The organism is Enterobacter sp. GER_MD16_1505_Eko_090 (genome assembly GCF_003331015.1).
Lineage (GTDB): Bacteria > Pseudomonadota > Gammaproteobacteria > Enterobacterales > Enterobacteriaceae > Enterobacter > Enterobacter roggenkampii.
The window spans coordinates 139415-163601 of record NZ_PUQF01000008.1 but is presented as its reverse complement, the minus strand read 5'-3'; the positions used below and the strand labels follow the sequence as shown (position 1 = coordinate 163601).

The 24187-nt window shown below is 58.4% G+C and carries 18 protein-coding genes; 14 read left to right on the top strand and 4 right to left on the bottom strand.

The window, feature by feature from the left end; genetic code table 11:
* Positions 1 to 7: 7 nt before the first annotated feature.
* The 6 genes from hscB (at position 8) to sseB (ending at position 5192) form a co-directional block, all read left to right on the top strand.
* The gene (hscB, locus tag C6A40_RS11395) at positions 8 to 523 is read left to right on the top strand and encodes a co-chaperone HscB (protein ID WP_008502155.1); all 516 of its coding nucleotides are present in this window, start codon (positions 8 to 10) and stop codon (positions 521 to 523) included.
* A gap of 14 nt (positions 524 to 537) precedes the next feature.
* On the top strand, positions 538 to 2388 hold the full coding sequence (gene hscA / locus C6A40_RS11390) for a Fe-S protein assembly chaperone HscA (protein ID WP_045335337.1): 1851 nt from the start codon (positions 538 to 540) through the stop codon (positions 2386 to 2388).
* A gap of 1 nt (position 2389) precedes the next feature.
* Positions 2390 to 2725: an ISC system 2Fe-2S type ferredoxin gene (gene fdx, locus C6A40_RS11385; RefSeq protein ID WP_003860652.1), complete on the top strand. Its 336-nt coding sequence runs from the start codon at positions 2390 to 2392 to the stop codon at positions 2723 to 2725.
* A gap of 1 nt (position 2726) precedes the next feature.
* Positions 2727 to 2927, top strand: coding sequence for a Fe-S cluster assembly protein IscX (iscX, locus tag C6A40_RS11380; RefSeq protein ID WP_003860650.1), 201 nt, complete (start codon positions 2727 to 2729; stop codon positions 2925 to 2927).
* Positions 2928 to 2987: 60 nt separating this feature from the next.
* Positions 2988 to 4274: an aminopeptidase PepB gene (pepB, locus tag C6A40_RS11375; RefSeq protein ID WP_032663032.1), complete on the top strand. Its 1287-nt coding sequence runs from the start codon at positions 2988 to 2990 to the stop codon at positions 4272 to 4274.
* Between the two features lie 141 nt (positions 4275 to 4415).
* Positions 4416 to 5192, top strand: a complete 777-nt coding sequence (sseB, locus tag C6A40_RS11370; protein ID WP_023325875.1) for an enhanced serine sensitivity protein SseB — start codon at positions 4416 to 4418, stop codon at positions 5190 to 5192.
* A 17-nt stretch (positions 5193 to 5209) separates the two neighbouring features.
* Here the strand turns inward: sseB and C6A40_RS11365 are convergent, their stop codons facing one another.
* The 4 genes from C6A40_RS11365 to C6A40_RS11350 all read right to left on the bottom strand — a co-directional run bounded on the left by C6A40_RS11365 (position 5210) and on the right by C6A40_RS11350 (position 9840).
* On the bottom strand, positions 5210 to 5980 hold the full coding sequence (locus tag C6A40_RS11365; protein ID WP_021241864.1) for a MurR/RpiR family transcriptional regulator: 771 nt from the start codon (positions 5978 to 5980) through the stop codon (positions 5210 to 5212).
* Positions 5980 to 6825 carry a 3-mercaptopyruvate sulfurtransferase gene (gene sseA / locus C6A40_RS11360; RefSeq protein WP_021241863.1) on the bottom strand — a complete coding sequence of 282 codons (846 nt, stop codon included), beginning with the start codon at positions 6823 to 6825 and terminating at the stop codon, positions 5980 to 5982. The genes C6A40_RS11365 and sseA overlap by 1 nt, the downstream gene beginning before the upstream one ends.
* A gap of 90 nt (positions 6826 to 6915) precedes the next feature.
* Positions 6916 to 8283: a 6-phospho-alpha-glucosidase gene (locus C6A40_RS11355; protein ID WP_008502148.1), complete on the bottom strand. Its 1368-nt coding sequence runs from the start codon at positions 8281 to 8283 to the stop codon at positions 6916 to 6918.
* 12 nt (positions 8284 to 8295) lie between these two features.
* Complete coding sequence (locus C6A40_RS11350) at positions 8296 to 9840, bottom strand: PTS transporter subunit EIIC (RefSeq protein WP_045335336.1); 1545 nt, start codon at positions 9838 to 9840, stop codon at positions 8296 to 8298.
* A gap of 288 nt (positions 9841 to 10128) precedes the next feature.
* On the opposite strand from C6A40_RS11350, the gene C6A40_RS11345 reads away from it, so the two are divergent.
* The 8 genes from C6A40_RS11345 to C6A40_RS11310 all read left to right on the top strand — a co-directional run bounded on the left by C6A40_RS11345 (position 10129) and on the right by C6A40_RS11310 (position 24046).
* Positions 10129 to 15081: an alpha-2-macroglobulin family protein gene (locus C6A40_RS11345; protein WP_045335335.1), complete on the top strand. Its 4953-nt coding sequence runs from the start codon at positions 10129 to 10131 to the stop codon at positions 15079 to 15081.
* A 1-nt stretch (position 15082) separates the two neighbouring features.
* Positions 15083 to 17410: a peptidoglycan glycosyltransferase PbpC gene (gene pbpC, locus C6A40_RS11340; RefSeq protein ID WP_045335334.1), complete on the top strand. Its 2328-nt coding sequence runs from the start codon at positions 15083 to 15085 to the stop codon at positions 17408 to 17410.
* A gap of 86 nt (positions 17411 to 17496) precedes the next feature.
* On the top strand, positions 17497 to 19875 hold the full coding sequence (locus C6A40_RS11335; protein ID WP_045335333.1) for a DMSO/selenate family reductase complex A subunit: 2379 nt from the start codon (positions 17497 to 17499) through the stop codon (positions 19873 to 19875).
* Positions 19872 to 20501: a DMSO/selenate family reductase complex B subunit gene (locus C6A40_RS11330; RefSeq protein WP_003860631.1), complete on the top strand. Its 630-nt coding sequence runs from the start codon at positions 19872 to 19874 to the stop codon at positions 20499 to 20501. The genes C6A40_RS11335 and C6A40_RS11330 overlap by 4 nt, the downstream gene beginning before the upstream one ends.
* Positions 20494 to 21282: a dimethyl sulfoxide reductase anchor subunit family protein gene (locus C6A40_RS11325; protein ID WP_039266850.1), complete on the top strand. Its 789-nt coding sequence runs from the start codon at positions 20494 to 20496 to the stop codon at positions 21280 to 21282. The genes C6A40_RS11330 and C6A40_RS11325 overlap by 8 nt, the downstream gene beginning before the upstream one ends.
* The gene (locus C6A40_RS11320) at positions 21282 to 22157 is read left to right on the top strand and encodes a 4Fe-4S binding protein (protein ID WP_045335332.1); all 876 of its coding nucleotides are present in this window, start codon (positions 21282 to 21284) and stop codon (positions 22155 to 22157) included. The genes C6A40_RS11325 and C6A40_RS11320 overlap by 1 nt, the downstream gene beginning before the upstream one ends.
* Positions 22158 to 22278: 121 nt before the next feature.
* Positions 22279 to 22710, top strand: a complete 432-nt coding sequence (ndk, locus tag C6A40_RS11315) for a nucleoside-diphosphate kinase (RefSeq protein ID WP_003860625.1) — start codon at positions 22279 to 22281, stop codon at positions 22708 to 22710.
* A gap of 169 nt (positions 22711 to 22879) precedes the next feature.
* On the top strand, positions 22880 to 24046 hold the full coding sequence (locus tag C6A40_RS11310) for a bifunctional tRNA (adenosine(37)-C2)-methyltransferase TrmG/ribosomal RNA large subunit methyltransferase RlmN (protein ID WP_014171168.1): 1167 nt from the start codon (positions 22880 to 22882) through the stop codon (positions 24044 to 24046).
* The last annotated feature ends 141 nt before the right edge of the window (positions 24047 to 24187 follow it).

Below are 24187 nucleotides of genomic sequence, written 5' to 3'. Positions count from 1 at the left end.
GATTGTTATGGATTACTTCACTCTCTTCGGACTACCCGCTCAATACCCGATCGATCTCCAGGCGCTGACGATCCGTTTTCAGGATCTGCAGCGTCAGTACCATCCGGACAAATTCGCGAGCGGTACTCAGGCAGAGCAGCTGGCTGCGGTGTCGCAATCCGCGACCATCAACCAGGCCTGGCAGACGCTGCGCCATCCGCTGGCGCGCGCTGAGTATCTGCTCTCGCTCCACGGTTTTGATCTGGCGAGCGAACAGCATACCGTCCGCGACACGGCGTTTCTGATGGAGCAGCTGGAGCTGCGCGAAGAACTGGATGAGATTGAACAGGCCAAAGACGAAGCGCGTCTGGAAAGCTTCATCACGCGCGTGAAGGGCATGTTCGATACCCGCCATCAGCAGATGGTGGAGCAACTGAACAACGAGACCTGGGACGTGGCGGCAGACACTGTGCGCAAACTCCGTTTTCTCGATAAACTGCGAAGCAGTGCTGAACAACTCGAAGAAAAGCTGCTCGATTTTTAATTTCGGAAGCAATTATGGCCTTATTACAAATTAGTGAGCCTGGCTTAAGTGCCGCACCGCACCAGCGTCGTCTGGCGGTGGGTATTGATCTGGGTACCACCAATTCCCTCGTGGCGACCGTGCGCAGCGGCCAGGCGGAAACGCTGGCTGACGAGCAGGGCCGCCATCTGCTGCCTTCCGTGGTCCACTACCAGCAGCAGGGTCACGCGGTCGGCTATGACGCCCGCGCTAACGCCGCGCGCGATCCGGCAAACACCATCAGCTCCGTCAAGCGCATGATGGGCCGCTCGCTGGCCGATATTCAGACCCGCTACCCGCATCTGCCGTATCAGCTGCAGGCCAGTGAAAACGGCCTGCCGATGATTGCGACCGCGGCCGGTCTGCTGAACCCGATTCGTGTTTCTGCTGACATCCTCAAAGCGCTGGCGGAGCGTGCTACGGTCACGCTCGGCGGCGATCTGGACGGCGTGGTGATCACCGTTCCTGCCTACTTTGATGATGCACAGCGTCAGGGCACCAAAGACGCCGCGCGTCTGGCGGGCCTGCACGTGCTGCGTCTGCTGAACGAACCGACGGCGGCGGCGATTGCCTACGGCCTCGATTCCGGTCAGGAAGGGGTGATCGCGGTTTACGATCTCGGCGGCGGGACGTTTGATATCTCCATCCTGCGCCTGAGCCGCGGGGTATTTGAAGTGCTGGCGACCGGCGGGGATTCCGCGCTGGGCGGCGATGACTTCGACCATCTGCTGGCGGACTACATCCGCGAGCAGGCGGGCATCAGCGATCGCAGCGATGCCCGCATACAGCGTGAACTGCTGGATGCGGCCATCGACGCTAAAATCGCCCTGAGCGATGCGCAGACGGTTACCGTCAATGTTGCGGGCTGGCAGGGTGACATCACCCGCGACCAGTTCAGCGATCTGATTGCCCCGCTGGTGAAACGCACCTTACTGGCCTGCCGTCGCGCATTGAAAGATGCCGGCGTTGAGGCGAACGAGGTGCTGGAAGTGGTCATGGTGGGCGGTTCGACCCGCGTGCCGCTGGTGCGCGAGCGCGTGGGCGAATTCTTTGGCCGCACGCCGCTGACCTCCATCGACCCGGACAAAGTGGTTGCCGTCGGCGCCGCGATTCAGGCCGATATTCTGGTTGGCAACAAGCCGGACAGCGAAATGCTGCTGCTGGATGTCATCCCGCTGTCTCTCGGTTTAGAAACCATGGGCGGCCTGGTGGAGAAAGTGATCCCGCGGAACACCACCATTCCGGTGGCGCGCGCGCAGGAGTTCACCACCTTTAAAGACGGCCAGACCGCGATGTCCATCCACGTGATGCAGGGCGAACGCGAGCTGGTGCAGGACTGCCGTTCTCTGGCGCGCTTTGCGCTGCGCGGAATCCCGGCGCTGCCGGCGGGCGGGGCGCATATTCGCGTCACCTTCCAGGTGGATGCCGACGGCCTGCTGAGCGTCACGGCGATGGAAAAATCGACCGGTGTCGAGTCGTCTATTCAGGTGAAGCCGTCCTACGGCCTGACCGATGGCGAAATCGCCTCCATGATTCAGGACTCAATGAGCTACGCCGAGCAGGATGTGAAGGCGCGTATGCTGGCTGAACAAAAAGTTGAAGCCGCCCGCGTGCTGGAGAGCCTGAACGGCGCGCTCGCTGCCGATGCCGCGCTGTTAAGCGCCGCTGAGCGCCAGGTGATTGACGACGCTGCCGCGCGCTTAAGCGCTGTCGCAGTAGGCGATGACGCTGACGCAATAGAAGAAGCCATTAAAAACGTTGATAAACAAACCCAGGACTTCGCTGCTCGCCGCATGGACAAATCTGTCCGCGTCGCGCTGAAAGGCCAGTCCGTGGACGAGGTTTAATATGCCAAAGATTGTAATTTTGCCTCATGCGGACCTCTGTCCGGATGGCGCTGTTCTGGAAGCGAAGACCGGTGAAACCATTCTCGATGTTGCCCTGCGTGCAGGTATCGAAGTGGAACACGCCTGTGAAAAATCCTGTGCCTGCACCACCTGCCACTGCATCGTGCGTGAAGGTTTTGACTCTCTTGCCGAGAGCACCGAAGACGAAGACGACATGCTGGATAAAGCATGGGGTCTGGAGCCGGACAGCCGCTTAAGCTGCCAGGCAGCGGTGACCGATGAAGATCTGGTCGTGGAGTTCCCACGCTACACCATCAACCACGCACGCGAGCATTAATATGGGACTGAAGTGGACAGACAGCCGTGAAATCGGCGAAGCGCTCTACGACGCGAACCCGGATCTCGATCCGAAGACCGTACGATTCACCGATATGCATCAGTGGATCTGCGATTTAGAGGATTTCGACGACGATCCAAACGCATCCAATGAAAAAATTCTGGAGGCGATTCTGTTAGTCTGGTTAGATGAAGCAGAATAAATAACAAAACGGGCTGCCTTCAGGCGGCCCGTTTGCTAGTTGCTAATAAGGAAAAATAAAATGACCGAAGCGATGAAGATTACGCTCTCGAATCAGCCTGCCGACGCGCGCTGGGGCGAGAAAGCCACCTACAGCATTAATAACGACGGTATTACCCTGCACCTGACGGGCAATGATGATTTGGGCCTGATCCAGCGCGCCGCGCGTAAAATTGACGGTCTGGGCATTAAGCATGTCTCGCTGGAAGGCGAAGGGTGGGACACCGACCGCAGCTGGGCGTTCTGGGCAGGCTACAAAGGGCCGAAAGGCACCCGCAAAATTGAGTGGGCGAACCTCGACGAAGCCGGTCAGAAAGAGCTGGAAAGCCGCCTGAACATTATCGACTGGGTGCGCGACACCATCAACGCCCCGGCGGAAGAGTTAGGCCCTGAGCAGCTGGCGCAGCGCGCCGTTGACCTGCTGTGCGGCGTGGCGGGCGACAAGATGTCCTACCGCATCACCAAGGGTGAAGACCTGCGCGAGCAGAACTACATGGGTATCCACACCGTGGGCCGCGGCTCCGAGCGTCCTCCGGTGCTGCTGGCGCTGGACTACAACCCAACCGGCGATAAAGACGCCCCTGTCTTTGCCTGCCTGGTCGGGAAAGGCATCACCTTCGACACCGGCGGCTACAGCCTGAAGCAGAGCGCGTTCATGGACTCCATGAAGTCCGACATGGGCGGCGCGGCCACCATCACCGGCGCGCTGGCCTTTGCCATCACCCGCGGTCTGAAAAAGCGCGTGAAGCTGTACCTGTGCTGCGCGGACAACATGGTGAGCGGCAACGCCTTCAAGCTGGGCGACATCATTCGCTACCGTAACGGCAAAAACGTTGAGGTGATGAACACTGACGCCGAAGGCCGTCTGGTGCTGGCCGATGGCCTGATCGACGCATCTGCCCAGAAGCCTGAGCTGATCATCGACATGGCGACTCTGACCGGTGCGGCGAAAACCGCGCTGGGTAACGACTACCACGCGCTGTTCAGCTTTGACGACAAGCTGGCCGCACGCCTGCTGGCCAGCGCCGCGGCGGAAAACGAACCGTTCTGGCGTCTGCCGCTGGCCGAGTTCCACCGCAGCCAGCTGCCGTCCAACTTTGCCGAGCTGAACAACACCGCCAGCGCGGCGTACCCGGCGGGGGCAAGCACCGCAGCAGGGTTCCTGTCTCACTTTGTTGAGAACTACCACGAGGGCTGGCTGCACATTGACTGCTCTGCAACCTACCGTAAAGCGGCGGTAGAACAGTGGTCCGCGGGCGCGACCGGTCTGGGCGTGCGTACCGTGGCGAACCTGCTGACGGCTGAGTAATCTTTTTTGCCGGGTGGCGCTACGCTTACGCGCGCCTTCGGCGTCATCATATTGCCCGGCGGCGCTGCGCTTGCACGGGCCTACGGTTTTGTAGGCCGGATAAGCGAAGCGCCACCCGGCGTTTTTTGAAGTAGCCAAACTATGTCAGAAACCAAAAACGAATTAGAAACCCTGCTGGAGCAGGCGGCGACCGAGCCCGCCCACCGTCCGGCCTTTTTCCGCACGCTGCTGGAATCCACCGTCTGGGTGCCGGGCACTGCGGCTGAAGGTGAACAGGTCGTAGAAGACAGCGCGCTGGATCTGCTGCACTGGGAGAAAGACGACGGCACGTCGGTGATCCCGTTCTTCACCTCGCTGGACGCGCTGCAGAAAGCGGTAGAAGATGAACAGGCGTTCGTGGTGATGCCGGTGCGTACCCTGTTTGAAATGACGCTCGGCCAGACGCTGTTCCTGAACGCGAAGCTGCCGACCGGGAAAGAGTTTACGCCGCGTGAAATCAGCCACCTGATTGGCGAAGAGGGCAACCCGCTCAGCACGCAGGAAGTGCTGGAAGGGGGCGAAACGCTGCTGCTTTCTGAAGTGGCCGAGCCGCCCGCGCAGATGATTGATTCCCTGACGACGCTGTTCAAAACGCTCAAGCCCGTCAGGCGCGCCTTTCTCTGCTCCATTAAAGAGCGCGCGGACGAAAAGCCGGTGCTGTTGATCGGTATTGAAGCCGATGGCGATTTCGACGAGATCGTTCAGGCAGCGGGCAGCGTGGCGACCGACACGCTACCGGGCGATGAACCAATTGATATCTGCCAGGTGAAAAACGGTGAGAAGGGCATCAGCCACTTTATTACCGAGCACATTACGCCGTTCTACGAGCGTCGCTGGGGCGGCTTCCTGCGCGATCTCAAGACCAACCGCATTATCTGATGACAGCGGGGTGAATATCACCCCGTTGCTTCCAGCAGCAGTAAATCCATCAGCAGCACCAGATTCGACTCAAACGACGTCACCCCTGCGGCTTCGGCGGCAAAGTGCACCGCTTCGTCATAGAGCGCAAAGTGCACGTCGGCCATCTCCGCCAGCGTGTTGGCCGAGGCGCGGGTAAACGCGACGATCGTCATGCCGACGTTTTTGGCTATCCGCGCTTTATCCAGCACCTGCTCCGTTTCGCCACTGCGCGAGACGGCAATAAACACCTGATAGCGGGCGGCATTGCTGAGAAAAATGTTCCGGCTGTCGCCCGGTCCGGAGATAAACGCCGTTTTGCCCATTACCTGTAGCTTCTTGGTCAGGTACTCCGCAAACAGATAAGAAAACCCGGCCCCGTAGAGAAAGAAGCTCTCTTTCTGGCGCAGCAGGTCGGAAAACTGCTGGCGTTTGTCCTGGGTAACCCACTGAAAGGTGTGCTGATAGTTGGCGATAAACTGGTTAAACAACACCGGGAGTTCAGGGCGCGACTGCGCCTGAGCGGCAATATGCGGCGTGTCGGAGAGCAGCTGCTTGCAGTGCCAGATAAACTCGCTAAAGCCGCTGAACCCCAGCTTCTGACACAGCCGCATGATGGTGGCGGTAGAAACGAACGTCGCCTGCGCCAGCTCGCGAACCGTGATGTTGCCCACCAGCAGCGGATGCTCCGTGAGGTGGGCGAGGACGCGATACTCCGCGCGGGTCAATGACGCCCCGCGCGTTAACAGCGTGGCCAGGCGGTTATCCATTATTTCGCGGGTTCAACCGGCAGGTCGTCACGCGCGCCCCATTCGCTCCAGGCGCCGTCGTAGAGCGTGACGTCGCTTACGCCGAGCGTGGCGAGCGCCAGAATGACCACGCAGGCCGTTACGCCGGAACCGCAGCTGGCGATAATCGGACGATGCAAATCCACGCCCTGACGTTCAAAAATAGCGCGCAGCTCGTCGGTGGTTTTCAGCTCGCCCTCAAACACCAGGTCGCCCCACGGCACGTTCAGCGCGCCCGGAATATGTCCACGCTTCAGCCCCGGACGCGGTTCATCCGCTTCGGCATTAAAGCGCGGCGCAGGACGGGCATCGACGATTTGCGCCGTTTTTTCATGGCTCACGACCAGCACGTCGGTCAGGCGTTTTACCACGTGGGCGTCAAAGGTCGCATCGAATTCGCCTTCCGGCAGCGTGACGTCACCCTGCTGAAGCGGCAGCTCGTCGCGCTTCCAGCCCGCCAGCCCGCCGGCAAGAATCGAGACTTTTTCCACGCCGAAGTTTTTCAGCATCCACCACGCGCGCGGCGCCGAGAAGAGGTTACCTTCATCATAGACAACGAGGTGTTTGTCTTTGCTGATGCCCAGCTCGCGCATCGCCACGGAAAACGCTTCCGGGCGCGGCAGCATGTGCGGCAGGGGAGAGGTGTGATCGGAGAGGGCTTCAATATCAAAAAATACCGCGCCAGGCAGATGCCCTGCGCGGTATTCACCGGGCACGTCACGATGCTCTTGTCCCGGAGGGGCCATACGCGCGTCGATAATCTGCACTTCCGGATCGTCGCCGTGCTCAATCAGCCAGTCGGCGGCGACAAAATATGAGGTGGACATGGGTTGCCTCCATTCTTTTCCGTAAAAAAGGATTGTCGGTGTTTTTTCTGACACCGACAAGCAAACCACGTTCAACTCGCGAGCAAGCCCCTATTTTTTCACCGGTTCGCCGTCCTGCCAGGCTTTTTGCAGCGCTGGCCAGTAGTCGCGGTTGGCCTCAATCATCTCATCCAGAATCGCTTTTGCATGTTCCATGGTCGGCACGGTGCGGTTCAGGGTAAATGCCTGCAACGCTTTTTCATAGCTCCCTTCGATAGTCGCCTCCACCAGCAGCTGTTCAGACGCGAGCTGCTGTTGCAAAAGGGTCTGATGGAACAGCGGCACCTGGCCGACGCGAATCGGTTCCGGGCCTTCGGCGGTGATATAAGCGGGAACTTCCACCACCGCATCGTACGGCAGGTTGGTAATCGCCCCGCGGTTTTCCACCATCACCAGATGGCGGCTTCGCAGGTTGAACGCCAGCGAACAGGCGACGTCAACGATAAATTCACCGTGGACGCCCACGTGGAAGGCATCCGGTAAAATTCCGGTGCGTTGATATTCTTCGGCGGCGGCGAACAGCTTTTTCTCGCGCCCGTTCATCACTTCGTTGGCGCGGGTATAGTCCGGGTTCTGATGCGCCACAATCTGGTTCGGCATCAGGTAATACTGCAGATACGGGTTCGGCAGATACTCGGGGAAGTTGTCCATGATCGGCTTGATATTGCGCCAGGTTTTCACCCACGACGGATCCGAGTGCTGCGGGTCGGTTTTAGCCGCATCTTCCGTCAGCAGGCCAAACTTCGCGATATGCTTACGCAGCGCCGGGAGCTTGTCTTCGCCGTCCACCAGCACGCGGGTAAACCAGCCGAAGTGGTTCAGGCCGAAGTAGTCCACTTCCAGTTTATGACGATCCACGCCCAGAATGGCGCCCATATTGCGCATCGCGGCAACCGGCATATCGCAGATGTTCAGCACCCTCGCGTTCGGGCGCAGGCGGCGCACGCCTTCCGCGACGATCGCCGCCGGGTTGGAGTAGTTCACGATCCAGGCTTTCTCGTGCGCGTAGCGATCGACCAGATCGATAAGCTCCACCATCGGCAGGATCGTGCGCAGGCCGTAAGCCAGCCCGCCAGGGCCGCAGGTTTCCTGGCCCACCACGCCGTGACGCAGCGGGATCTTCTCATCCTGCTCACGCATTTTGTACTGGCCGACGCGCATCTGGGCGAAGACAAAATGCGCGCCGCTAAAGGCCACTTCCGGGTCGCTGGTGACGGTAAATGTGATGCGCTGACTGTGGTCGCGAATGACCTTCTCGACGACCGGCGCAATGGTGTTCTGACGCGCTTCGTCGATATCGTAAAGGCGAATTTCGGCCAGCGGGAAATCCTGCAGGCGCACCATCAGGCTTTTCACAATGCCCGGCGTGTAGGTGCTGCCGCCGCCGGCAATCGACAGAATGAATGGGGGTGTTAACATCTTTAGCTCCTTTCAGAGAAACGTCTCAACGGCTTCTCGCATTTTTTTGACATGCAGCCCGTAGACCACCTGAACGTTGTTACCTTGTTTGATAATCCCTTTCGCGCCAGTCGCCTTCAGGCGCGGCTCGTCGATAATGGCGACGTCCTTTACCGTGACGCGCAAGCGGGTGTAGCAGTTGTCCACCACTTCAATGTTTTCCCGACCGCCCAGCCCCACCACGATGGACTCGCCCAGACCGTCGTTATTGCCCTTCGCCTGGTACTCCTGCTTGCTGTAGAGGCGCGTCTCCTGGTCCTCATCTTCACGGCCCGGCGTTTTCATGTTGAAGCGCAGGATCAGGAAGCGGAACACCACAAAGTAGAGGGCGAACATGATCAGCCCGACAACGATGTACATCGGCCAGTTGGACTTGGCCGTGCCGAGCGGCAGGTTGTAAAGGATGAAGTCGATAATCCCGTTGGCGCCGATGGCGTGAACGCCCAGCAGCGAGAACAGCATCATGCCGATGCCGGTCAGCACCGCGTGCACCATGAACAGCAGCGGGGCGACAAACAGGAAGGAGAACTCAATCGGCTCGGTCACGCCGACCAGCAGCGAAGTCAGCGCCGCCGGGATCAGAATCGCTTTCGCCGCCGCTTTACGCTCTGGCCTGGCGGTCATATACATCGCCAGCGCCGCGGCAGGCAGGCCAAACATTTTGCTGATGCCGCGTGCGTCCCACACCACGGTGCTGCTGAGTTGCTTCACGTCCGGGCAGGCCATCTCGGCAAAGTAGATATTGCGCGCGCCCTGATAGGTTGCGCCGCATACCTCCTGCGTGCCGCCCAGCTCGGTATAGAGGAACGGCGTATAAACCAGATGGTGCAGGCCGGTGGGGACCAGAATGCGTTCCAGGAAACCGTAGATGGCCACGCCAAACGGCCCGGAGCCTTTGATGGCCAGCGCCAGGGCGCTAATGCCGTGCTGGGCAAAGGGCCACAGTTCGCTCATCACCACGCCGAGCAGCATGGAGACGGGGAGCATGACGATGGCGACAAAACAGTGGCCGGAGTAAATCGCCATCGCGCCGTTAAACTGTACGCCGGAGTATTTGTTGTACAGATAGCCGGAAAGCGCTCCGGTCAGTATCCCGGCAAAGACCCCCATCTCCAGCACCTGCACGCCCAGTACCATCGTCTGTCCGGCCGCTTTCATCTGCGCCGCTGGCGCCAGCGCGCCCTGCAGCTGCAGCGTGACGTTCATGGCGTTGATGAATACGACAAAGGTGACCAGGCCAATCAGCGCGGCATAGCCTTTATCGCGCGTCGCCAGGCCAATCGGAATACCGACGGCAAACACCAGCGCCAGGTTAACCAGCACCGACACGGCAGATTTTGCGATCAACTGACCAAGATGCTGAATCAGCGGATGACCGAGAAACGGCAGGTACTCGGCGAGATTACCGTTACCCAGCACGTTACCAAAGGCGATAAACAGACCGACGATCGGTAAGATAAGCACCGGTCCGTACAATGATTTTCCGAAATTTTGTAGGGCGTTCACGGCTCGTTTCATGGCTTTCTCTCTTTTTGAACCGCGCACTCGGGGTGCGTCATGGTCATAAAACTAGCAGTCTTTAGATGTGTTTATCCATCTATCCTCTTGTTTTAAAAACAAATGACGTGAAAGGTAACATGTGACGTTATGCGCTGTGATCGCGGTTCCATCACGGCGTAGCGGCGTGATGCCATTCTGCGAGGCGCTTTCCAGATTCTAAAATTGGACTTTTTGAATTAATGAAACTTGCGGATAATACTTATCCGGACGACGACCAACAGGCCCCCTCTGGGCCAGGGACAAAGGATGAAACCGTTTCGCTTAGCCGCGCTCTCTCTTGCGCTGCTTACCACGTTTACGCTTGTCGGCTGTGATAACAGCGACGATAAACCTCAGGCTGCGGCTCCCGCGGCATCCACTGCATCCACACCAAAAGCCGCGGAAAAGCCAAATGCTGAAACGCTGGCTAAGCTAGCCGCCCAGAGTCAGGGAAAAGCGCTGACCCTGCTGGATGCCTCTGAAGTTCAGCTCGACGGTGCCGCCACGCTGGTGCTGACATTCTCGGTTCCGCTGAATCCCGATCAGGATTTCGCGAAAACCGTGCATGTCGTGGACAAAAAAAGCGGCAAAGTTGACGGGGCGTGGGAACTTGCGCCTAACCTGAAAGAGCTTCGCCTGCGTCATCTGGAGCCCAACCGCAACCTGGTCGTCACCGTTGAACGGGGCCTGCAGGCGCTGAACAAGGCGACGTTCGGCATTGATTATGAAAAAGCTCTCACCACCCGGGACGTCGAGCCTACCGTCGGGTTTGCCAGCCGCGGCTCGCTGCTGCCGGGCAAGGTGGTGGAAGGGTTGCCGGTAATGGCGCTTAACGTCAACAACGTGGACGTCAATTTCTACCGCGTGAAGCCGGAATCGCTGGCCTCTTTTGTCAGCCAGTGGGAATACCGCAACTCCCTCACCAACTGGGAATCCGACAACCTGCTAAAGATGGCGGAGCTGGTTTACACCGGTCGCTTCGATCTTAATCCGGCGCGCAACACGCGCGAAAAATTGCTGTTGCCCCTGAAGGATATTAAACCACTCCAGCAGTCTGGGGTTTACATCGCGGTCATGAACCAGGCCGGGCACTATAACTACAGCAACGCCGCAACGCTCTTTACCTTAAGCGATATTGGCCTGTCCGCTCACCGTTATCATAATCGCCTGGACATCTTCACCCAGAGTCTGGAGAACGGTGCGGCGCAGTCAGGGGTTACCGTTACCCTGTTGAATGACAAAGGGCAGACCCTTGCCGAAGCGAACAGCGACGGCGATGGCCACGCAAAGCTTGAGACCGACAAAGAGGCTGCCCTGATTCTGGCCAGTAAAGACGGCCAGACCACGCTGCTTGACCTCAAGCTACCGGCCCTCGACCTGGCGGAGTTTGATATCGCCGGGAGTCCGGGCTACAGCAAGCAGTTCTTCATGTTTGGCCCACGCGATCTCTATCGCCCGGGCGAAACGGTGATCCTCAACGGCCTGCTGCGCGACAGTGACGGTAAGCCGCTTCCCGATCAGCCCGTGAAGCTTGACGTGCTGCGCCCTGATGGTCAGGTGGCTCGCTCGATCGTTGTTCAGCCTGAAAACGGTCTCTACCGATTCAACTACCCGCTGGACAGCGGGGCGCAGACCGGCATGTGGCATATCCGCGCCAACACGGGCGATAACCTGCAGCGCCTGTGGGACTTCCACGTCGAAGACTTCATGCCAGAGCGCATGGCGCTCAACCTGAGCGGACAAAAAACGCCGGTTTCACCGCAGGATAACGTCGACTTTAACGTGGTCGGCTATTACCTGTATGGCGCACCGGCCAACGGTAACTCTCTGCAGGGCCAGCTCTTCCTGCGTCCGCTGCGTGACGCGGTGGCCGCGCTGCCGGGCTTCCAGTTTGGTGATATCGCCGAAGAGAACCTGAGCCGCAGCCTGGATGAAGTTCAGCTTACGCTGGACGAGCAGGGGCGTGGGCAGGTTTCTACCGAAAGCCAGTGGAAAGACGTGCACTCTCCGCTGCAGCTGATCCTGCAGGCCAGCCTGCTGGAATCAGGTGGTCGTCCGGTGACGCGTCGCGCTGAGCAGGCTATCTGGCCGGCGGCTGAGCTGCCGGGTATTCGCCCTCAGTTCGCCAGCAAGGCGGTTTACGACTACCGCACCGATACGACCGTCAACCAGCCGATTGTTGATGAGAACGGCAACGCCAGCTTCGACATCGTGTATGCCGATGCCAGCGGCGCGAAAAAGGCCGTTTCCGGATTACAGGTTAGTCTGATTCGCGAGCGTCGGGACTACTTCTGGAACTGGTCTGAGAGCGAAGGCTGGCAGTCTCAGTTCGATCAGAAAGACCTCGTCGAAGGCGAGCAGGAGCTGACGCTTAAGGCCGATGAAACGGGTAAAGTTACCTTCCCGGTAGAGTGGGGCTCTTATCGTCTGGAAGTCAAAGCGCCTGATGAAATGGTCAGCAGCGTGCGCTTCTGGGCAGGCTACAGCTGGCAGGATAACAGCGACGGCACTGGGGCCGCGCGCCCTGACCGTGTGACGCTGAAACTGGATAAGCCAGCCTATCAGCCGGGCGACACCATCCAATTGCACATCGCCGCGCCGGCCGCAGGCAAGGGCTATGCGATGATCGAATCCAGCGAAGGGCCGCTGTGGTGGAAAGAGATCGACGTGCCGGCAAACGGTCTCGATCTCTCCATTCCGGTGGATAAAGCCTGGAAACGTCACGATCTTTACCTCAGCACGCTGGTGGTGCGTCCCGGAGATAAATCCAAATCCGCCACGCCGAAACGTGCGGTCGGTCTGCTGCATCTGCCGATGGGCGATGAAAATCGCCGCCTGAATATTGCGCTCGATAACCCGCAGAAAATGCGTCCAAACCAGACGCTCTCGGTGAAGGTGAAAGCCAGCGTGAAAGAGGGGGCCGTGCCGCAGAAGGTGAACGTGCTGGTCTCGGCGGTGGACAGCGGCGTGCTGAACATTACCGATTACGTCACGCCGGATCCGTGGCAGGCTTTCTTTGGCCAGAAGCGTTACGGCGCGGATATCTACGATATATACGGCCAGGTCATTGAAGGGCAGGGCCGTCTGGCCTCGCTGCGCTTCGGTGGCGATGGGGATGAACTGAAGCGCGGCGGCAAACCGCCGGTGAACCACGTCACCATCATTGCCCAGCAGGCACAGCCGGTTACGCTGGATGCCAACGGGGAAGGCACGATTACGCTGCCGATTGGTGATTTCAACGGCGAACTGCGTCTGATGGCGCAGGCCTGGACGGAAGACGATTTCGGCAGCAGCGAAAGCAAGGTTGTGGTGGCCGCACCGGTTATTACCGAGCTCAACACGCCGCGCTTCCTGGCAAGTGGAGACACCTCACGCCTGACGCTGGATCTCACCAACCTGACCGACCAGCCGCAAACGCTGAACGTTGCCCTGACCGCGACAGGCAAACTGTCGCTGGAAGGTGGACAGCCGCAGCCGGTGCAGCTGCCTCCGGGGGCGCGGACCACCCTGTTTATTCCGGTGCGTGCGCTGGAGGGGTATGGTGACGGAGAGGTAACAGCACAGGTTACCGGCCTGCAGCTTCCGGGCGAGACCTTTGCACCACAGCAGAAGAGCTGGAAAATCGGCGTGCGTCCGGCATTCCCGGCACAGACGGTGAATACCGGTGCCATGCTCAACCCTGGCGAATCCTGGACCGCACCGGCGCAGCACAGTAACGGTTTCTCTCCTGCCACCCTGCAGGGACAACTGCTGCTGAGCGGCAAACCACCGCTCAACCTGGCGCGCTATATTCGCGAACTGCAGGCCTATCCGTATGGCTGCCTGGAGCAGACCACCAGCGGCCTGTTCCCGTCGCTCTACACCAACGCGGCGCAGCTGACGGCGCTTGGCATTAAAGGTGATACGGACGATAAACGCCGTGCCGCCATTGATATCGGTATTTCCCGTCTGCTGCAGATGCAGCGTGAAGACGGCGGGTTCGCGCTGTGGGATAAAAACGGTCCGGAAGAGTACTGGCTGACGGCTTATGTGACCGACTTCCTGGTGCGGGCGGGCGAGCAGGGCTATAGCGTGCCTGCCGATGCGGTGAATAACGCCAATAGCCGGTTGCTGCGCTATCTGCAGGACCCGGGCATGATGTCCATCCGCTACAGCGACGATACTCAGGCCAGTAAATTTGCCGTTCAGGCCTATGCCGCCCTGGTGCTGGCTCGTCAGCAAAAAGCGCCGCTGGGCGCGCTGCGTGAAATCTGGGATCGTCACGCTCAGGCGGCGTCCGGTCTGCCGCTGATGCAGCTGGGCATGGCGCTCAGGCTGATGGGCGATGCCCCGCGCAGCCAGCAGGCGCTGGATCTGGCGCTCAAAACGCCGCGCAACGACAGCAAAACCTGGATGGCCGATTACGGTAGCCAGCTTCGCGATAACGCGCTGATGCTCTCCCTGCTGGAGGAGTACAAACTTCTGCCGGATGCGCAAAATACGCTGCTGAATGCTCTTTCTGAACAGGCCTTCAGCCAGCGCTGGTTGTCCACTCAGGAGAGCAACGCGCTGTTCCTGGCCGGACGTTCGCTGCAAACTCTGTCCGGTGCATGGCAGGCGAAAACCTCCCTGTCAGATTCCGCATCAGGTGGCGATAAAGCGCAGGTACAAAACGTGAGCGGCGACCAGCTTGGCGCGCTGCAGGTCACCAATACCGGCACTTCACCGCTGTGGGTACGCCTTGATAGCACCGGTTATCCTGACTATGCTCCTCAGCCGAGCGCGAACGTGTTGCAGGTCGAACGTCATATCCTGGCAACCGACGGCAGTACGAAATCACTCTCTTCGCTGAAGAGCGGCGAGCTGGTGCTGGTGTGGCTGGAAGTTAAAGCCAGCCAGAACGTGCCGGACGCGCTGGTGGTAGATCTCCTGCCTGCGGGGCTGGAGCTGGAAAACCAGAACCTGGCAAGCAGCAGCGCCAGCCTGCAGGACAGCGGCAGTGAGGTGCAGAACCTTCTCAGCCAGATGCAGCAGGCGGACATTCAGCATATGGAATTCCGCGACGACCGCTTTGTGGCCGCCGTGCCGGTAAATGAAGGTCAGCCGGTCACGCTGGTTTATCTGGCGCGCGCCGTGACGCCGGGAACCTACCAGGTGCCGGTTCCGATGGTCGAGTCTATGTATGTGCCGCAGTGGCGGGCAACGGGTGCGGCCAGCGGCCCGCTGATTGTTGTTCCGTAATATGCGAATGGCACGTCTGACACGCTCCCGCTGGCTGTGGCTGGCGGGAGCGCTTCTCGTTTTAGGGGGGCTGATTATCGCTGCCGACCGCCTGTGGCCGTTGCCGCTGAAAGAGGTTAACCCTGCCCGGGTGGTGGTGGATGAGAAGGGCACGCCGCTCTGGCGTTTTGCCGATAGCGACGGGATCTGGCGCTATCCGGTGACGATCGAAGAGGTCTCTCCCCGTTATCTTGAGGCGCTGATCCAGTACGAAGATCGCTGGTTCTGGGATCACCCCGGCGTAAACCCGCTCTCTGTCCTGCGCGCCGCCTGGCAGGATCTCAGTTCCGGGAAAGTCATCTCTGGCGGAAGCACGCTCACCATGCAGGTCGCGCGACTGCTGGACCCGCATCCGCGCACCTTTGGCGGCAAAATTCGCCAGCTCTGGCGTGCCATGCAGCTGGAGTGGCATCTTTCCAAACGCGAAATCCTGACGCTCTATCTCAATCGCTCCCCCTTTGGCGGTACGCTGCAGGGCGTGGGAGCGGCAAGCTGGACGTATCTGGGCAAGCCGCCGTCGCAGCTCAGCTATTCCGACGCGGCGCTGCTGGCGGTGCTGCCGCAGGCGCCGAGTCGATTACGCCCGGACCGCTGGCCTGAACGGGCCGAAGCGGCGCGCAATAAAGTGCTCGACCGCATGGCGACGCAGGGCGTCTGGTCCGCAAAGCAGGTCAAAGAGTCCCGTGAAGAATCAGTATGGCTGGCGCCCCGGCAGATGCCGCAGCTGGCGCCGCTCTTTGCTCGGATGATGCTCGGCAAAAGTCGCGACACGAAAATTGTCACCACGCTGGATGCCGGACTGCAGCGGCAGCTGGAAGAGCTGGCGATGAACTGGAAATCGCGTCTGCCGGCCCGCAGCTCGCTGGCGATGATCGTGGTCGATCATACCGATATGAAAGTGCGCGGTTGGGTTGGATCGGTGGATATCAACGATGACACGCGTTTTAGCCATGTGGATATGGTCAATGCGATCCGATCCCCGGGATCGGTGTTAAAACCCTTTATCTACGGCATGGCGCTGGATGATGGCCTGATCCATCCCGCCTCGCTGCTTCAGGATGTGCCAAGAAAAACCGGTGATTATCGTCCCGGGAATTTTGACAGCGGGTTCCATGGGCCGGTCAGCATGAGTGAAGCGCTGGTCCGCTCCCTCAACCTGCCGGCCGTTCAGGTGCTGGAAGCCTACGGACCAAAACGATTTGCCGGGATGCTGAGCAACGCAGGCTTGCCGCTGATCTTGCCTGCGGGGGCGCAGCCGAATCTGTCTCTGATCCTCGGCGGGGCGGGCGCGCGGCTGGCAGATATCGCTGCGGCCTATAGCGCCTTTGCCCGACACGGTAAGGCGGGAAGGCTGCGGTTACAGCCGGGCGATCCGCTGACTGAACGCCCGCTGTTATCGCCAGGCTCGGCGTGGATTATTCGCCGTATTCTGGCCAATGAAGCGCAGCCGCTGCCGGATAATGCGCTGCCACAGATTGCGCCGCTGGCGTGGAAAACCGGCACCAGCTACGGGTACCGTGATGCCTGGGCCATCGGTCTGAATGCCCGTTATGTGATAGGCATCTGGACCGGACGACCGGACGGCACGCCCGTGGCGGGACAGTTTGGGTTTGCCAGCGCGGTTCCGCTGTTAAACCAGGTCAATAATCTGCTTCAGTCGCGTTCAACGGTAGACGAAGCCCGCCTGCCGCGCGATCCGCGTCCGGAGAGCGTCGGGCGGGGCGTGATCTGCTGGCCGGGCGGCCAGTCGCTACCGGAAGGCAGTGAAAACTGTCGACGTCGCCTGTCGACCTGGCTGCTGGAAGGGAGTGAACCGCCCACGCTGCTTCTCCCTGAACAGGAGGGCATACGCGGCATTCGTTTCCCGGTCTGGCTGGATAAAACCGGCAAACGCGTGGCCGCAGATTGCCCGGATGCTACTGAAAAAGTCCTGGATGTCTGGCCGCTGCCGCTGGAGCCGTGGCTGCCCGCTGCGGAAAAAAGAGCGGCGCGTCTCCCGGCAGCATCAACAGTTTGCCCGCCTCTGGATAACAGCAATATCGCGCCGCTTATGCTGTCAGGGGTCAGAGAGGGGGCCGTCATCAAGCGTCTTCCGGGTGAGACAACTATAACGCTTTCTCTCTCAACCAGCGGTGGAGAAGGGCAGCGATGGTGGTTTTTAAATGGCGAGCCTTTAGAGGGACATGAATATAAATATTCGCTGAAATTATATTTGCCGGGTGAATATCAATTAATGGTAATGGATGAAACCGGCCAAATAGCGACGGTGAATTTCGAAATGGCTTATTAAAATAATCCAGAAGGGTTAGCTTGATAATTATCAATGTTCGGTTCTGCAAAAAAACGAGAATGCGTTTTTATTTGAAGGAACGAGCAATGAAAAAAAATAAGAAACTGAGAGAGAGTCTTAATCCCGCTCTCTCCCGGCGTCACTTTATTCAGGCCGGGTCCGCGCTTGCCGCTCTGCCGTTTGTGGTAAAAGGCGGAAAAGCGCAGGCGGCGACAATGCCTGCGGCAGTGAACGAACCCGAAGAAAAAGTCATTCAAACCTGCAGCACCTTTGACTGTGGCGGGAAATGCGATATTCGGGCGCACGTCAGCGACGGCGTGGTCACACGCATCTCTACGCGTCCGGATAATGAACTGGATCTTCAAATGCCGGTGATGCGCGCCTGCGTTCGCGGACGCGCGTATCGGAAATTTGTTTATCATCCCGATCGGCTTAAATATCCAATGAAACGCGTGGGTAAACGTGGCGAAGGAAAATTCGAACGTATTACCTGGGATGAAGCTACAACGCTTATTGCGAATCAATTAAAAACCATTACGCAAAAATACGGTGCTGCTTCGCGCTATGTGCATGTTGGCACCGCAGTTTCGGGAGGAACGTTCTCCGGCGATAAAATGGTTCGTCGTCTGCTTAATTTAACGGGTGGCTATCTCGAAAGCTATCACTCGGTCAGTATGGGCAACACCGCAGCGGCAACGCCCTATACCTACGGTACCGCCGCCAGCGGCAGCTCGCTGGACACGTTACTGGACACCAAACTGGTCATCCTCTGGGGACATAACCCGACGGAAACGATTTTTGGTCACAGCAACTACTTCTTCCAGAAGATGAAGCAAAACGGCACCCGCTTCATCGTTGTCGATCCGCGCTATTCAGATACGGTGTCCTCCCTTGCTGACCAGTGGATCCCGCTGCTGCCAACAACCGATAACGCCCTGATGGACGCCATGATGTACGTGATCGTCACGGAGAACTTGCACGATCGCGACTTTATTCTGCGCTATACCCTGGGCTTTGATGAAGACGCTATGCCGGAAGGCGTTCCGGCCAATGAATCCCTGATGGCTTACCTGAGCGGGGCAAAAGATGGCGTGGCGAAAACGCCTGAGTGGGCAGAGAAGATCACCCACGTGCCTGCGCAAACCATTCGTCAGCTGGCGCGCGATTATGCCACGACGAAGCCCGCCGCGCTGATCCAGGGCTGGGGACCGCAGCGCCATAACTGCGGCGAGCGCACCGCGCGCGGCTCGACGATACTGGCCACGCTGACGGGTAACGTTGGGGTGAAAGGCGGCTGGGCGGCTGGCTATGGCGGCTGTGCTAACCGTAAATTTGCCGCAGGCCCGGAGATGCCGGATAACCCGGTGAAAGCCAAAATATCGGTGATGAACTGGGTGCAGGCCGCCGACGATGCCTCTAAGGTAACGGCGGAAGTCGGCCTGAAGGATGCCGAAAAGCTGGACAGCAATATCCGCATCCTCTTCTCGCTGGCGGGCAATTATCTGGCTAACCAGAACCCGGATCTTCATCAGGCAACCCGCGTGCTGGAAGACGAGTCGAAAATCCAGTTTATCGTCGCGAGCGATCTGTTTATGACGCCGAGCGCCCGATACGCCGATCTTCTCCTGCCGGAAACCAGCTTTATGGAACGCTGGAATATCGGCGAAACCTGGGGTACTGCAAGCTATCTGATCCTGTCCGAAAAGCTGATTGAGCCTGAATTTGAGCGCCGTTCAGACTACGACTGGCTGCGGGAGGTCGCTGCTAAGCTTGGCGTCGAACCGGCATTCAGCGAAGGGCGTGACGAAAAGGCGTGGATTGAGCACATCTGGGAGCAGACGCGGCTCTCCATGCCAGATGAAAACCTGCCGGACTTCGCGACGTTACAAAAGACGCGTCAGCATCTCTTCAAAAGCGCGCCGTACGTTGCTTTTGAAGACAACATTCGCGACCCGCAAAATCATCCGTTCCCGACGCCGTCCGGAAAAATTGAGATCTTCTCGAAGCGTCTGTACGACATGCAGCACCCGGAAATTCCGGCGCTGTCGCACTACGTGCCTGCCCACGAAGGGCCGGAAGACGAACTGGCGAAAACCTTCCCGCTGCAGCTGATCACCTGGAAAGGGAAAAACCGCGCCAACTCTACCCAGTACGCCAACCCGTGGCTGATTGAGGCGCAGCAGCAAAAGCTGTGGATTAACCCTCAGGACGCGCAGAAGCGCGGCATTGCGCAGGGAGATACCGTGCGTATCCATAACGCACGCGGCATTTGTGAGATCCCGGCGGAGGTTACGCCGCGCATCATTCCTGGCGTGGTAGCCATGCAGGCAGGTGCCTGGTGGCAGCCGGATGAGAAGGGCATTGATAAAGGCGGCTGCGCGAACGTGCTCAGTTCGGCTCGTATTACCGCGCTTGCGAAAGGGAATTCACATCAAACCATGCTGGTGGAGGTGGCAAAAGCATGAGTCAGTTTAAACACTACGCGCCGGTGAGCGACAAACAGCTGGGCTTTTATATCGACTCTTCACGCTGCTCAGGGTGTAAAGCCTGCCAGGTGGCATGCAAAGATAAAAACAACCTTGAGGTCGGACGTCGTTTCCGTCGCGTGTACGAAGTCAACGGCGGGAATTTCATCCCCACCGGGCAGGGCGGCGTCAGCAACAATGTGTTTGCTTACACGCTCTCTATTTCCTGTAACCACTGTGCAGACCCCATCTGCACTAAAAACTGTCCGACCACGGCGATGCACAAGCGTCCGGGAGACGGCATTGTGCGCGTTGATACAGATAAGTGCGTCGGCTGCGGCTACTGTGCGTGGTCATGCCCCTACGGCGCGCCACAGCTCAACGAGCAGACCGGGCAAATGTCAAAATGCGATTTCTGCGTGGATCTCCAGGCGAAGGGGGAGCAGCCCGTCTGTGTGGCAACCTGTCCACTCGAAGCGATTAAATTCGGGCCGATTGATGAACTGCGGGCGAAGTATGGTGCGGTCTGTGACGTGAAAGGCTTGCCTGATTCTTCCATCACAAAACCGAATCTGGTGATCAAAGCGCATCAGGGTGCAGAGAAAGAGGGCAAACGCCATGCATGAGTTACCGCTGCTGATTTTTACGCTGTTCCTGCAGGGCTCGGTAGGCGTGACGCTCTGGCTGGCGTTCGGGGGGGCGCATGTTTTGCAGCGTAGCGCGCTTCTGCCTGCTGCCGGGGCGTTTGTGCTCGCAAGCCTCGGATTGCTCGCCTCGGCGCTGCACATGGGCTATCCGCTCAATGCTCTCAACGCGCTGCGCCATGTCTCCAGCTCCTGGCTGAGCCGTGAGATTATCTTTGCCAGCCTTTACCTGGCGGCGCTGGGTCTCGCGACGCTGCTGATGTTCGCCAAAAAGCCAGGCTGGAAGCTGCTTCTGGCGGCGGCGGGCCTTGTCGGGCTGGTGGATGTGTTCTGCATGGCGCAGATCTACATGCATGCGTCCGTGGTGACGTGGCAGCATATCAACACGCTGGTGCTGTTTATCGGCTCGGTGGGCATTATTGGTTCAGCCTGCATGGCGGTTGGGATGCGTTCCCGGGCTACTCTGCGTGCGGCGGTGGTCATTATCACGCTGCTGGTGCTTGTGCGTCTGGTGATGCAGCCCGTCTGGCTGGCCGACATCTCGGCTATGGACAACACCGTGGTGACGTTCCCTCATGCGCCGTTACAGATGCTGCAACAACTGCGCACCGTGCATCTGCTGAGCTGGTGTGTGTCTGTCGTGGGTATGCTGTGCTTTGCTGCAGGCGGGTTAAAAGCGGCGCGAGGCACAATGCTGCTGGGCAGCGCCTTGCTGATTGCGGGTGAGCTGATGCTGCGCTTCGTTTTCTTCAGTATTGGCTGATGGGCAGATTGACGTTTGGCCCGGCGATGGACGTGACGCATGCGTGCGTCCGTCGCCGTTTTCGCCATGCTTCCTGTTGTGCCTGCGCAGACGTTTGTCCCGTGCAGGCTTTTTCTTTTACGGACGCAGATATCTCGGTTGATGAGAACCGCTGTATTGAATGCGGTGACTGCCTGTTTGTTTGCCCCACTGATGCCATCACCGGCATCACGCCGCGACAACGCTTTTTGTGTGGCGATACGCTTGTCGGGCCTTTTACTGAACGTGCGCCGGATGTGAATGAGCTGCTGCTCTGGCATGCACAGCACCATGTTCGTTTTATCAGTATCGACGTGGAGCAGTATCCTGACTGGCTGCTGGCGATTGCCCGGCTTAATCTTGTGCTTCGTCGACGCGGTGAAGCGGCATGGGCGTTTAAACTTTTACCCGTCAACGAGGTTAATATCGCCCGCCGTGCGCTGATGCACGTTCCCCGTGAGGATGTCCGGACCTGTAGCGTCGTGCCCGGTCAGCGTGAACTGCGCAGAGCGTTTTCTGGGGTTAGTGAGGCAGAGATAGCTCTCGACGCCGGAAAGTGTGTATTGTGCGGCGCGTGCTGGCGGAGTTGTACGGAAAACGCGATTCGGTTTGAGAACGCTGAACTGATCGTCGAAACCGGACGTTGTACCGGTTGCGGCGGCTGCGAAGCGGTATGCCAGCATGCGGCGATAAAAGTGACGCAAAGAGAAGGAACGGCGAAAAACGTGGCCATACTGGCATATGAAGCCGTTTGCCTGACGTGCCGCCGTCATTTCTGGTCATTTACGCCTGATGAAAAGCAGTGTCCGCTCTGTTTTCATCATCAACACGATATGCGAAACCCGGACTGTTGCTAATCTTCGTCTCATTTTAAAAAAATGTTATGCAGAACCATAGGCAATAGCGCTATAGCTCTTTATAATCCGCGCCACACCATACTCAGGTATGCAAAACAACAGAACATTGACAGAGGTTATCATGGCTATTGAACGTACTTTTTCCATCATCAAACCAAACGCGGTGGCAAAAAACGTTATTGGCAGCATCTTCGCTCGCTTTGAATCTGCAGGGTTCAAAATTGTTGGTACCAAAATGCTGCACCTGACCGTTGAGCAGGCTCGCGGCTTCTACGCTGAGCACGAAGGTCGCCCATTCTTTGACGGCCTGGTGGAGTTCATGACCTCCGGTCCAATCGTGGTATCCGTACTGGAAGGCGAAAACGCCGTACAGCGTCACCGCGACCTGCTGGGCGCAACCAACCCGGACAACGCGCTGGCAGGAACTCTGCGCGCTGATTACGCTGACAGCTTCACCGAGAACGGCACCCACGGTTCTGACTCTGTTGAATCTGCTGCACGCGAAATCGCATTCTTCTTCGCTGAAGGCGAAGTGTGTCCACGTACCCGTTAATTTAACGGTTTCGTTTACACATTATTTTCGTAAATGCCGCGTCCAGACGTGGCATCCCTGCGCCAGACTTTGTACAATGCAACGCCCCGGACGAGCAGACCGCTTTCCGGGGCGTTTCTATTCAACCCTCCATGGGCCATAACGTGTAACAACGAGGCCGGTAAATATTATGTCTGAATTAGTGAATACCTCCGAAGTCGCCATTCCTGCGGTTCCCAATAAAAATGGAAAAATCAACCTGCTGGATCTGAACCGTCAGCAGATGCGCGAGTTCTTCAAAGAGATGGGCGAAAAGCCGTTTCGTGCCGATCAGGTCATGAAGTGGATGTACCATTACTGCAGCGACAATTTTGATGACATGACTGACATCAACAAGGTCCTGCGCAATAAGCTCAAAGAAGTGGCTGAAATCCGCGCCCCGGAAGTGGTGGAAGAGCAGCGCTCCGCAGATGGCACCATCAAATGGGCGATTGCGGTGGGCGATCAGCGCGTTGAAACCGTCTACATTCCGGAAGAAGACCGCGCGACGCTGTGCGTCTCCTCTCAGGTGGGCTGTGCGCTGGAGTGCAAATTCTGCTCAACCGCGCAGCAAGGCTTTAACCGTAACCTGCGTGTTTCAGAAATTATCGGCCAGGTCTGGCGTGCTGCGAAAATCGTAGGCGCGGCAAAAGTGACCGGCACTCGCCCAATCACCAACGTGGTGATGATGGGGATGGGTGAGCCGCTGCTGAACCTGACCAACGTCGTTCCGGCGATGGAAATCATGCTGGATGACTTCGGCTTTGGTCTGTCCAAGCGTCGCGTCACGCTGTCGACCTCAGGCGTTGTGCCTGCGCTGGACAAGCTCGGCGATATGATTGACGTCGCGCTGGCGATCTCCCTGCACGCGCCAAACGATGAAATTCGTGACGAAATTGTGCCGATCAACAAAAAGTACAATATCGAAACCTTCCTCGCTGCCGTACGTCGCTATCTGGAGAAATCCAACGCCAACCAGGGTCGCGTCACTATCGAGTACGTGATGCTGGACCACGTCAACGACGGTACCGAACATGCGCATCAGCTGGCTGAACTGCTGAAAGATACGCCATGTAAAATCAACCTGATCCCGTGGAACCCGTTCCCGGGCGCGCCGTATGGCCGTAGCTCGAACAGCCGTATCGACCGTTTCTCCAAGGTGCTGATGGAGTATGGTTTCACCACAATCGTGCGTAAAACGCGTGGTGATGATATTGATGCCGCATGTGGACAGCTGGCTGGTGATGTTATTGACCGTACCAAGCGTACCCTGCGTAAACGCATGCAGGGCGAGACGATCGCGGTTAAAGCTGTTTGATTATTATGCACTCACGGCGCATTATCTGCGCCGTGAGACATAACCTTACTGAATAATCAGTCAGATTCGTGAAGACTGATCAATAATTACGGTGCGTTTCATCCGACTTTCGGGCAGTATGTAACGACGTAACAACAGTTT